Here is a 12660-nt window from a genome sequence, read left to right as displayed (position 1 = left end):
GCAAAGGGCTGATTAGCCTCACTATCCAAATCAATAATGCTTAGGCGATTATGGGCTAAAGCAACCACCCCATCACTGAATTCTCCGCTAAAATCAGGACCTCTATGCACCATTGTTTGTGAAGCCTTCCTAACCAATTCTAACGGATAATTCCCCCCACAAATGCTACACATTTATCCTCCAGCTAAATATCTTGCAGAATTGTAACAAATATATTCTTACTTTACAGCAACAACATAGATATTATTCATTTTTTCATTTATTTTGCCCCCCCCCCGCAATAAAATATCACCCATAAAATCAACCCTGCTAAATCCAGCAGCCCTTAAATAAAAATCCAACTCCTTAATCGAAAAATAACGCATTTTATCACTCATTCTCAAAAATATTGGAGAGCAATTGTCCTCAATTAGATATTGATAATATACTTTAAAATAACTTTCTATACTATAATTTTTAATATTTGAAAATCTAGTAATTCTTACTCCTTTATTTTCAACTTTTTTAATTCTAGATTCAAATCCATTTTTCATAATAGCTGCTTGATGATAAACATCAAAAATAAATATCCCACCTCTTCTAAGATGCTTATAAGCATTCATAAATACTCCCATTAAAGACTCATTGCTAACTTGATAGCAAATCACATGAGATAATGCACAGACAACATCAAATATCTTATCTATTTTAATATTTCTTATATCACCATTGATATACTTTATTTTATTATTCAAAAAATTATGTTCTTTTGCATATTTAATCATATCTCTACTGATATCAACACCATAAACATTATAACCCTCCTTGGCAAATCTTATATCAAAAACTCCAGTTCCACAACCAAAATCTAAAATATATTCAAAATCATTAATATATTTTTTGCACAACTCAATAACTTTTATCGAAAGATCGTCAAACTTCTTATCAGCAAAAAATATTTCATAATAATCAACAAATTTTCCTCTAAAACTCATTTTATTCCTTCCCCCTTGACTCATTGATTACCCTTTGGTAATTGTTCAAAAAGAGAAGAAAATTCTTGCAATGTATTCTTTAATGAATAAATAGTTCTCATTTGATAGTAATTATTTTTTGCAACTTGAATTTCAATTTTATCCAACACTATATCACTTTCAAAATCAAAAACCACAACCTCATTTTTAACTAATTCATTGTAAGCTGTCGTTTTTCTCATATATACTTTTTTACCCATTCCCAATAACTGAATAATGTTTCCATATGCTTGTTGAACTTTATGTGCAAAAATCGCTATATCCACAGATTCTAACTCTTTCAAGTAATCCTTAACATTCATAAACTCCAACAAAGGCTTAAATTTCTTTCCAAATATATTTGTTCCATAGCTAACCACTTCATTAACATATTCTTTTGTCCCACAATAAGACAAAGGACAAATAACTTCAATATCCTTATCTCTATAAATACTCAATTTTTCCAAGATTTCCCTATGATTATTAAGTGGATCAGCTGAATTACCAACCAAAATAATAGTTTTATCTCCATTATTGGCAATGCGTAATTCTCCACAAAATATATTTGCCGGATAAAAACTATGCATAAAAATTGGCATTCCTTTAGGGGAATATTCATTTTTTACATATTCATAATCTCCAGCAATAGATATAAAATATCCAATATTTCTAATGATATAATTATGTCTTTTGCTATAATGACTTTTTCCCAATACAAAATCTCCTCCCCACAACACCCAATAAGACTTTTTCAAAAGCCAAGGCTGAAAATAAAGCAACCTTATTACTTCATGCCTCCACAATCCATGCAAAATAATCTTAGAGGCACGATTCATAAGCCAAATAAGCTTCATTTGCTTCCAAACATTGTCAATATGCTCTACATACTCAAAACTACTCAATCCATACTTACAAATATCAGGACGAACATACACAAACCTATGATTATTTAAATCAAAATACTTTCCCATAAATTCTACAAACTTCGCAGAATGAGTTGCTGAAGACAAAATATGTAAAATCATTGTAATCCCCTATTTTTAGATGCCTCAAACCTCAAACGAATCTTATCAATCAAGATAACTTTATTGTTATCATCTACAATTTTAAGTATCTCTAACAGCCCCTTTTTGCACACCACTACAGGATTACCATTTTTGATAAAAATAATCTTTCCGCAATCCCTATTAACAATCTTAACATCTGCATAAGACCTTGCTTCAAGTATCCTAACAATTCTCCCATTCAAATAACTTTTTGCACCATCATAAGGATACCCAACTGCATTGATAAAACGCTCTATTTTGCAACAATCCCACTCCCAATTAATAAAATAATCCCGCGAATCTCTCCATAAACTATAAGAAGCATCATCGCTATTTTGAGGTATCCCATTCATCAATTGTTGATTATGGTGTTTCTTAAGATAATCAATAACAATCTCCACATACAATCTTGCTATCTTTTGAATAGCATCCCATATTGTTATAGGATAATCAATCTCAATGCTCTTTTGCATAAGAATATCTCCACTATCATATTCATTCTCACCAAAAAGCAAACTAGCCCCAATATTTTTATCTCCATTAACCAATGCACTTACCAAAGGATTAAATCCACGATATTTAGGCAAAATAGAATCATGTAAAACCAATATTTTTCCATTACTTTTAATAATCCACCTCCACCCTATAGCAAAAATATATTTTTTATCCTCCAGCTCTATTTGCCCTCTATCATAGAAAATAATTTGATTCTTCACACATAACTGATAAATTTCCTCATAATAATCCCTTTGCCCTTTATCTCTCGCACACACAACACATGCTATACATTCCGCAAATACACTTTTTAAAATTTCTTGCAAAACATAAAATCCTTTATACCCAAGCAAACAAAAGCAAATCTTCTCCATTAAGCCACCTTAAGCAACAAAGGAGCAAAAAAAGCTATTACTGCCCCCCCCCCCGCAATTTAAATCTTCTAAATTTCGCAGGGATTCCTACATAAACACCATACTTTTTACATTCTCCTTTAACAAAGCTCATAGCCCCAATAGAACAAAACTCTCCCAAATAACTCCCCGGAAAAATTACTGAATTAGTCCCTATTATACAATCCCTGCTTATCTTTACACTTTTTATAAATGTTTCTTTATTGACAATTTGCAAATAATCATCACTTCTTGAAAAAACCTTCACTCCATAAGCAAATACAACATTATTTTCAATAATGATTCCACCATTTTCTAAATCTTCAAGCTTAGAACCACCAGCCACAAGACAAAATGGAGCCATAGTTACATTATCCCCCATTCTCACATTTCCACTAACAACACAAAAATCATCAATCCTACAATTATTACCCAAAACCATTAACTCTGGATTATACAAAGAAGCTTTTGTGGAAATTTTGACATTTTTTCCTAAAGATTTAAAACCCAAGGATTCTAATTCATTTTGCGTTAGATACGCCATTTTGAATCCTTATATAAATGGTAAAAAATTGAAGAAGTGATAAGAAGCTTAAAGAAAGATAAAATAAAAAATAGCCTAAATAGCCCCCCCCCCCGCAAGATTTTTGCATTTTAGCAAAGCTTTTCAAATACATTTTTGCATTTTCCCCCTCATTAAAAATCAAATCCACAATACTCACCCCATGAACAAATGGCGGATAAAGCTGATGATACTCTCTATAACCACTATAATCCATATATTCTACCTCTATTCCTTCCTCTTTTGCTGCATTTTCATCAAAATAAACTTTTGCCGCAGGACCACTCAAATAAACATCTGCTCCACACTGCTTACAAATATCAAGAATCTTTTTTGTTTTATCTCCTCCAAAACTAAATTCACTAGAAAATCTAATCCTTGTTTGGATATTCAAAATCTCATTAACAGCTTTGATAAACAAATAATTCACTTCCGATAAAAATTCTGATTTATCCTCTAAATAAAGTCTTTCAAAAATTCCACAAAAATTCTTAAAATATTTTGCTCTAGCATAAAACTGCACAAGACTTTTCCAATGTTTTTCCCTCCAATAATGCCCATCGATTCTAACTTCAGCAATACTTTGATAATATTTTCCCTTTACTTCTACAGGAATTGTAAGCCACAAAACCCCTTTGGGTGTTTTGATAAGATTACGATTCCTCCAATCTCTCCTTGTATATTGAGCATCATCATATAAAATAAACTCATCAACACTATTTATTAAATCAAAATAACCTTTCCAAGGAATATAATTTGACTGCAAAATCGCTACTTTTTTCATAAATTATTCTCTAAAATATGATAAAATTCACTGATTTTAAAAATGAAAAAATCATCACTCACATAATATCTCATAATTTCCATATTCCTTATTTGATTTTCTTTTTGCCACTCCACCATTTCTTTAAAACCACAATCATACAATTCAACAATATCAAACACATCAACTTTAAAAATATTTTTTGACATATTCAGCAAGGTATTTTTGGAATTAATATAAACCTTCTTTCCTAATGCTAAGAGCATGACAATATTATGCCCAGCTTCTTGAACATAATGATTAAATATTCCTATGTCGATTTTTTCGATTAGTTCCACATATTCTCTAAACTCAAGATTTTTTTTTAACACAAAAACTCTCTCTTCTCCAAATACATCAAAAAATGCTTTTTTTACCTCTTCTCTATATTGGTCAGTACAACTATAAGACATTGGCAATACCAACCTTACATTTTTATTTTTATACTTTTTCAATATTTCTAAGACTTGCAAATGCTGATTTGTAATATGTCCAGAGTTTCCAACTTGTATAAATATACCATCTTGTTTTTTATTGTTTTTAGGAAGAGATAAAATATCACTCGAAAATGGAAACCAAAAAGGAAGATTCACAACTTTAAACCCCCAAATCCTTTTAAAAGCCTCAAAATCTCCAGCAATAGGAGTTGCCACATAAGAAAAGCGAGAAATCAAAAAATAATTATAAACTTTCTTGAATAAGGTGCTACAATCCCTCAAATACATATCTGCACTCCATACAATCCAAACTTTTTTCTTTAGAAAACCAAGAAACAATAATTGCATTTGTAAAAAAAATCGATAAAAAAGTGCATTATAAATTACTATTTTTGCACTCTTAGCAACCCTAAAGGCTTTTAAAAAATCTTTAACTCCACGATAAATCATTACATTATTGTATGCAAATAACTCCTTAGGAAAACTATTTATTCCCTTTTTATCCACTAAACAATAATAAGTTTTTTTATCTAAAAAATATTGATTTAATTTAATAACGAGCTGTGGAGTAAATTTCTCCTCATATACAATAATATGAAAAAAATCATATTTCACAAATATTCCTTAAATTTTACGCATCATATCCGCATAATTCTTGCCACATTCAAAAGGCCACTTCGTATAAACCCAATCTGGGCACTGCCCACAAAAACTATGATGAGAAAAATCATTTTTCAAATGAGCTTGGCGTAATTTTTCCATAGCTTCACCTTGCCAAATCTCCTTAATTGTCATTGTTCTTAAATCTCCCAGAACTCCTTGATGAGCCCAGTCAGTAGGACAATAACTGACTTCTCCAGTAGGCATTAACAATAACCTTTCCCAAGGGTATAGACAAGGCTTTCTCTGAATATCCTTAAAATTCTCTTGCATATCCCCTTTAATCTGCTTCTTAATCCCACCTGCTGAGTGCAACTTTCTAATCACCACATAATAAGCCCCATTCTCTTCCCAAAAATTCCTAAAGTCTACACTCTCATTCTTATTAAGTGGTTGTTCAACAAAACTTACAATGACTTTAAGATTGCTATTATGGTTTTGAACAGCTTTAATAAGATTCAACACATTATTTCTAACAATACTCAAAACACCTTTAATTCTTATTTTAGAGTATGTTTCTTCTTTAAAAGCATCAATGCTAATATCGACTGCATTAACACCACATTCTATTAGCATAGCAATTTTTTTCTCATCAAGCAACATTCCATTTGTGGTTACATTAACTTTTGTCTTAGAATTTTTACAAGCATAAGCTAAAATATTTCCAATCTTTGGATGAATAAGCGTTTCACCATTTGCCGTATAACGCAAATACTCACAATAGCCAAAACCATCAGTTGCAACCTCATCGATAAATTTTTGATGAATACCTTCATCAAGGTTAGCGCCACTAAAAGATTCTGATTTGGAAAAACTACTATGTGGACAATGGATACAAGCTAAATTACAAAATTGCGTTACATCAATAGTAATTTGAGAGGGAAATTCTCTGCTTAAGTGCTTTTGAAATCCATACATTTATACTCCTTAAAATGAGCGATTCTAACCTAAAAATACTTAAATCAGGCAAATATTGAAACTTTCAAAATATTTTTCATCATCTCAACAGCTTAAGCTTTTTTAGGAAATTCATCTACTTTGAATTCCCGCTCCAAATCTCCCTTAAAACTTGAGCAATAAAAGCACTTGATTGATTAAAGTGATAAACTTCTGTTTCTCTATATTCTAAAATTTTCTTTTGATAATCCTTGTAGCAATTTTTGACATTTAAAATATGTCCTAAAAGTTCGTTTGGATCGTTTGCGTATAAATGCAAATGAGAATTAAAATACTTAAATCCATTATAATTCCTATCAATTATATCTTTATCTTTAAAAAATAAAATAGCAGGACATAAAGTCGTCATAGGAAAAGTATAACCCACTGAAGAAGCAGAAACAATAACTGCAAAAGATCTTTGATAGCTTCGAGTAGAAATTCTTTCACCACAATCAACGCTAAAATTAGACCATCCATTGTAAAATTCTATAAATTCATCAACAACACTTTTTTTCCAACCAAACCCAGGTCTAAAAATTACTTTAATATTATTCTTTAATAATAAGTTGATTCCTTCTTTAATATCTGATAAATCACTCTCATCAGGCATTGCTACCAACACCGAATCTTTATTTCCTTCTTCTTGATATTCTTTTAATGTAATTTCAAATGCAGGATAACCTGCTTTAATAATATTAGAACGCAAATGATAATCACTAAAGACTTGTGTTAAGATCTCAAATTCACTTTTAGTAGTTGTAAAAATATAATCTGGAAATCTTAAGATTTCCATCATCTCCTCCACTCCCCCAAAACGCAAAATTCCCTCTGCCATATCAGCAATTCCATGCGGTTGATAAAAATATTTTACTTTAGGATTCCTATTAAGCAAAGGCGTAGTCATATACAACCCCCAAATAAAATCCACTAAATCAAAATATTCTATAGGCAAAGGAATAGCATAGCTATCTTCACCATCATACTGACTATATTTGCAATAAGAAATATCATTGGAGCATAAATAAAGTATTTTGAAACCTTTTTCTTTTAACTCTTTATCAATATATCCCAAATGCTTTTCTCCACCAAGATTATAAACACCTATACCTATTATGTTTTTGGAATTCCATCGATTCTCATTAATCCTTTTTTTACATTTTTCTACAACACAATTTGAATACCATAACATTTTATTTTTATATTTCTTAATTCCATAAAACTTCAAATTCTCTTTTAAATGATTTAAAATATTCTTACTATTAGGATTTCTTTTTTCCAATGCCAAAAGCACTTCACTCCCACTTTTTAGAATCGCTTCTGCTTGCTTCTTTAATGAAATTTCATCATAAGCATCATCAATAAAATTAATCTTTACCGAGCTATCTAAAAAATTAATCATACTACAAAGTGTCTTACCATGCCCACCTGCTGGATAAATATAATATTCCATACCAATCCTTTTATAAAAATTCTTTATTAATCGTTTGTCTTGAAAATCTATCTAAAGTTTTATTAAAACTATCATTGCGACACAAAATTGGACATTCTTCACAATTAATACTCTCATAAACTTCGCGTATCCTAGCACCTCTCCAAATATCTTCTAAAGTTACTTCATTTAAATCGCCCAAAAAATGCTTTTGGCTTTGTCTAAAATGCAAACAAGCCCACACCTTAAAGTCTGCACTAATAACTGTGCTAAAAAACATACCATGACATTTTTTGTAGCCCCTATCTTGGGATTTAATAGAATCCATTTCTTTATATTTTTGATAACTTGCCACAATCTTAAAATTCTGCGTTTCATATTTTTCCTGCAATAATTTCACTTGAGGTAAAACATTAAAAGTATCTCCTATGAATGGTCTAAATTGGGCAAAATCTACCCCACTTTCTTTTGCTATCTTGACAAATTCCTCCATTTCTTTTTGCGTTTCGCGATTGGTTAAAAAGCCAACTCCAAAACTCACATTAGAATTAAGCTTCTTCTTAATTGTGACAAACATTTTAATATTTTCAATAGTTTTTTGAAAATGATGTGATTTCATCCCGTGAATCTTCTCATACATTTCAGCACTACTAGCATCTAAAGAAATTCTAAAATATTCCATATCCTTAGCGATTAATTCACATTTAGCTTCATCAAGATTCATGCCATGTGAATTCAAACCTATCTTCATTCCATATTCTTTAAGTATTTTCACTGCATATTCAAAATTGGGACTAATTGTAGGTTCCCCACCTCCTGATAAAATTACCCCTTGATTACCTAATGCCCTCAAACCTTCTGCAATTTTAAAAATCTGTTCTTTTGATAATTCTTGATTATTTTCATTGTGCCCACAACAACCTGGACACCTATGATTACATTTATTAGTTAGATCAAGTTCTGTAACAATTAAAGTGCGATGAAAATTCATAAAATAATCAATTTTATCACTATAATAAAGTATTTTCTCATCAGCATTAAAGTGGTTAATATTCATCTAAATCTTCCACCATATATCTTTTTTATACACAACGAGGAAAAGATATAAATTACCCCCCCCCCCCATCTCTACAATAATATTGAATATACCATTCAATAGTATGAAAAAGCGAAATAAAAAAATCTTGTGCTTTCCAATGCAAATATTTTTGAATCTTACTTGAATCAATAGCATATCGCCTATCATGCCCCGCTCTATCTTGGACAAAACCTATCTGTTCTTTATAACTCTTATTTTGTGGTTTCTTTTTGTCAAGAATATCGCAGATCAAAGTCGCAATTTCTAAATTATTCTTTTCATTATTTCCCCCTATATTAAAGCTCTCTCCAAAAAATCTAGAATGAAAAACAAGATCAATAGCCCTACAATGATCTTCCACATAAAGCCAATCTCTAATATTCTTGCCATCTCCATAAATTGGAATCTCGCTCCCCCTCAAAGCATTTCTAATAATCGTCGGAATAAGCTTCTCATCGTGTTGTTTAGGACCATAATTATTAGAACAATTAGTAATGAAAGTATTAAGCCCATAGGTATGATGATAGCTACGCACCAACATATCACTGGAAGCCTTAGAAGCACTATAAGGAGAATTTGGAGCATAAGGAGTGGTTTCGCTAAAATATCCGCTCTCTCCCAAACTTCCAAAAACCTCATCGGTGCTAATATGATGAAATACGCAATCTTCTTTGCCTGTTTTTGGTTTATTAGGAAAATCAAACCAATTTAAATACGAATGATGCAAAAGGTTAAAAGTCCCATTAACATTTGTTTGAATAAATGCTTGAGGATTAAGAATAGAATTGTCCACATGCGATTCGGCTGCAAAATGAATCACATCTGTAATTTCATATTTACTAAAAATTCTTGCCACAAGCTCACTATCGCAAATATCGCCTTGAATAAAGGTATAATTCTCATTACACCCAATTTCCTTTAGATTCTCTAATTTTCCAGCGTAAGTCAATAAATCTAAATTAATGATTTTATAATGAGAATATTTACCAAGAAAATAAATAATAAAATTGCTTCCTATAAATCCAGCACCACCTGTTATTAAGATATTTCGTCTCAAATATCCTACTCCAAAATCTTATTCAAATAATCTCCATAGCCACTTTTTTTCAAAAGACTTGCCCTCTCTACAAGTAGCTCCTCTCCAATCCAGCCATTATGATAAGCAATCTCCTCCAAACAAGCCACCTTATAACCCTGCCTAAGCTCAATAGTCTGCACAAAACTAGAAGCTTCGATAAGATTATCATGCGTTCCAGTATCAAGCCAAGCAAATCCTCTACCCAAACTTTGTGCATACAATTTACCCTGCTTCAAATAGACATTATTAACATCTGTAATTTCTAATTCCCCACGCGATGAAGGCTTTAGACTTTTTGCAATACTAATAGCTTCATTATCATAAAAATAAAGTCCTGTAACTGCAAAATTACTTTTAGGATTCTGTGGTTTTTCTTCTATACCTAACACTTTGCCTTTAGAATCAAACTCTACAACTCCAAAACTCTTAGGATTTTTAACGCGATAAGGGAAAATAGTTGCCATTCCTTCCTTTGTTCTTTGTTTTGCTTCTAAAAGCATAGGAGAAAACCCCTGCCCATAAAACACATTATCACCCAAAATCAAAGCTATTTCATCTTTTTGAATAAAATCTTCTGCCAAAATTAACCCTTGTGCTAAACCATCTGGGGATTTTTGCACACAATAGCTAATCTTCATCCCAAGCCAACTTCCATCCCCAAATATTTCTTCAAAACGCGGAGTGTCTTTGGGAGTAGAAATAATCAAAACTTCCCGAATCTGTGCCAACATCAAAACAGACAACGGATAATAAATCATTGGCTTATCATAAATAGGAAGAAGTTGCTTTGAAACTCCTAAAGTTGCTGGATACAGCCTAGTCCCACTCCCTCCTGCTAAAACAATACCTTTCACTACATTTTCCAAAATTGATAGATTAAAGATATAATCTTTTCTTGTTCGTATTCTTTTAGATCACAATAAATTGGCAACCTCAACAACCTTTCACTTTCTATTGTTGTATAATGATCGACACCAACAAACTCTCCATACTCCATACCCGCCTTTGAAGAATGCAATGGAATATAATGAAAAGCTGCACCAACTCCATTTTCTCTTAAAAATTTTAATAATTCCTTCCGCTCTTGTGAATCTTTAACTTTTATATAAAAAATGTGTGCATTGTGTCTGCTATATTCTGGAACAAAGGGTAATTTAATTTTTTCTTTTTTTTCTAATTCTGCCAATTCGTCAAAATATCTCTGCCAAATTTTTAATCTTTTTTGATTAATGACTTCTATTTTTTCCAATTGCTTTTGCAAAAAAGCAGCCTGTATTTCTGTCATCAAATAAGAAGATCCAATATCTACCCAAGTATATTTATCAGTAATCCCCTGCAAAAAAGCATCACGATTTGTTCCTTTTTCTTGTAAAATTTTTGCCCTTTCCAAAAACGCTTCATCATTAATAAGTAATGCACCACCCTCTCCACCGCTAGTATAATTTTTTGTTTCATGAAAAGAAAAGACTCCAAATTGACCAATTGCCCCCAAAGGTTTGCCTTTGTAAAAGGCATTAACCCCTTGTGCTGCATCCTCACAAATAGCAACTCCAAACTGACTAGCAATTTCTAACAATCTATCCATATCGCAACTAATCCCTGCATAATGCACTGGAACAATTGCTTTTGTTTTTGCAGTTATTGCGCACTCTATAGCTTCTTCATCAATATTCATTGTTAAAGGATTGATATCGACAAATTTAATTTTTGCACCCCTTAAAACAAAAGCATTAGCGGTGGATACAAAAGTAAAGCTAGGCATAATTACCTCATCACCTTTTTGAATATTTAAAAGCAAGGCACTCATTTCTAGGGAAGCTGTTGCCGATGGCGTTAAACAAATATTGCGAATACCAAACAAACTTTTAAAAAGACTTTGAACACTTTTATTAAATTCACCATTGCCACATAGCTGACTACTCATCATAGCCATATTCACATTGTCAATTTCCTCTTGAGTAATATAAGGTTTATTTAATGAAATCATCTATCCTCATCTTTATCAAAAATAAATATTCTTCGCGTCCCCATATCAATCTTATTTGCTTCCTCGCTCAAAGTTGTCACTAGTCTTGTTGTGCATTTTTCACAAGCCAAGCAAATTTTAAAATCATGAAAAAGATTTTCTTTTCTTAATTGATTATATGCAGGACCATTCCAAATTGTTTCAAAACTATCCTGATAAATATTGCCCATTAAAAGCCTCACCTATTTCAATAGCAATACAACGCGATTAACCATTAAGCGATAGAATATAACATGAAAATATAAATACACTCTAACGCTCCACCCAATTTCACTAGAATTTCCCTTTTTTCTAAGAAATTTATAATTAAAAAGCTCCCTCAATGTCCCTACACCATCCAATAAAAGACGATTTTCTCTTCTAAAATAAGTAATATCCTTAACCATAAAACCATTATCCTTAAAAATTGCATCCATTTCTTTATAAGATCGATAAAAAAGATATTTTTTAGCAAATCTCCAAGATTTATAAAAATCACTCTTTTTAATAAAGCCCATTTTAATCGCCCAATAACAATAACTCTTTTTCATTCTCTTGCTTTTAAATCTTTGAGCCAACCAAATCAAAGGAAATCCCGTATGGCAATCTACAAAAGGATAAGAAGCGGCAAATTCACTATACCCGGGGGGGGGGGGGGGGGGGGGGGGGGGGGGGGGGGGGGGGGGGGGGGGGGGGGGGGGGGGGGGGGGGGGGGGGGGGGGGGGTGGGGGGGGTGTGGGGGGTG

14 protein-coding genes are annotated in these 12660 nt (G+C 31.9%); all 14 read right to left on the bottom strand.

The features are described from left to right. Positions 1-218: 218 nt before the first annotated feature. On the bottom strand, positions 219-998 hold the full coding sequence (locus MKD52_RS08550) for a class I SAM-dependent methyltransferase (RefSeq protein ID WP_242100029.1): 780 nt from the start codon (positions 996-998) through the stop codon (positions 219-221). Beyond that, complete coding sequence (locus MKD52_RS08545) at positions 995-2017, bottom strand: TDP-N-acetylfucosamine:lipid II N-acetylfucosaminyltransferase (protein WP_242100028.1); 1023 nt, start codon at positions 2015-2017, stop codon at positions 995-997. Before MKD52_RS08545 ends, MKD52_RS08550 begins: the two co-directional genes overlap by 4 nt. Next, positions 2014-2907 (bottom strand): formyltransferase family protein, encoded by an 894-nt coding sequence (locus tag MKD52_RS08540; RefSeq protein ID WP_242100027.1) that lies wholly within the window; start codon positions 2905-2907, stop codon positions 2014-2016. The genes MKD52_RS08545 and MKD52_RS08540 overlap by 4 nt, the downstream gene beginning before the upstream one ends. 37 nt (positions 2908-2944) lie before the next feature. Next, entirely contained in the window at positions 2945-3469 is a 525-nt protein-coding gene (locus MKD52_RS08535; protein ID WP_242100026.1) for an acetyltransferase, read from the bottom strand. Beyond that, positions 3447-4271 (bottom strand): WbqC family protein, encoded by an 825-nt coding sequence (locus MKD52_RS08530; RefSeq protein WP_242100025.1) that lies wholly within the window; start codon positions 4269-4271, stop codon positions 3447-3449. The genes MKD52_RS08535 and MKD52_RS08530 overlap by 23 nt, the downstream gene beginning before the upstream one ends. After that, positions 4268-5341, bottom strand: coding sequence for a TDP-N-acetylfucosamine:lipid II N-acetylfucosaminyltransferase (locus MKD52_RS08525; protein ID WP_242100024.1), 1074 nt, complete (start codon positions 5339-5341; stop codon positions 4268-4270). The genes MKD52_RS08530 and MKD52_RS08525 overlap by 4 nt, the downstream gene beginning before the upstream one ends. A gap of 9 nt (positions 5342-5350) precedes the next feature. Further along, a complete protein-coding gene (locus MKD52_RS08520; RefSeq protein ID WP_242100023.1) occupies positions 5351-6304 on the bottom strand; it encodes a radical SAM protein in 954 nt (317 codons plus the stop codon). Positions 6305-6419: 115 nt separating this feature from the next. Further along, on the bottom strand, positions 6420-7775 hold the full coding sequence (locus MKD52_RS08515) for a hypothetical protein (protein WP_242100022.1): 1356 nt from the start codon (positions 7773-7775) through the stop codon (positions 6420-6422). Positions 7776-7785: 10 nt separating this feature from the next. Next, the gene (locus tag MKD52_RS08510) at positions 7786-8811 is read right to left on the bottom strand and encodes a radical SAM protein (RefSeq protein WP_242100021.1); all 1026 of its coding nucleotides are present in this window, start codon (positions 8809-8811) and stop codon (positions 7786-7788) included. 52 nt (positions 8812-8863) lie between these two features. Continuing rightward, complete coding sequence (rfbB, locus tag MKD52_RS08505) at positions 8864-9889, bottom strand: dTDP-glucose 4,6-dehydratase (protein ID WP_242100020.1); 1026 nt, start codon at positions 9887-9889, stop codon at positions 8864-8866. Positions 9890-9894: 5 nt separating this feature from the next. Beyond that, positions 9895-10764, bottom strand: coding sequence for a glucose-1-phosphate thymidylyltransferase RfbA (rfbA, locus tag MKD52_RS08500; RefSeq protein ID WP_242100019.1), 870 nt, complete (start codon positions 10762-10764; stop codon positions 9895-9897). Beyond that, positions 10764-11897, bottom strand: a complete 1134-nt coding sequence (gene rffA, locus MKD52_RS08495; protein ID WP_242100018.1) for a dTDP-4-amino-4,6-dideoxygalactose transaminase — start codon at positions 11895-11897, stop codon at positions 10764-10766. The genes rfbA and rffA overlap by 1 nt, the downstream gene beginning before the upstream one ends. Further along, a complete protein-coding gene (locus MKD52_RS08490) occupies positions 11894-12106 on the bottom strand; it encodes an SPASM domain-containing protein (protein ID WP_242100017.1) in 213 nt (70 codons plus the stop codon). The genes rffA and MKD52_RS08490 overlap by 4 nt, the downstream gene beginning before the upstream one ends. 12 nt (positions 12107-12118) lie before the next feature. Then, the coding region (locus MKD52_RS08485) for a hypothetical protein (protein WP_242100016.1) at positions 12119-12660 on the bottom strand (542 nt) is incomplete at its 5' end.

The sequence above is a fragment of the Helicobacter sp. CaF467b genome, assembly GCF_022664765.1.
Classification (GTDB): Bacteria; Campylobacterota; Campylobacteria; order Campylobacterales; family Helicobacteraceae; genus Helicobacter_D; species Helicobacter_D colisuis.
The sequence above is the reverse complement of the archived record's forward strand: the minus strand, read 5'-3'. Positions and strand labels throughout refer to the sequence as shown.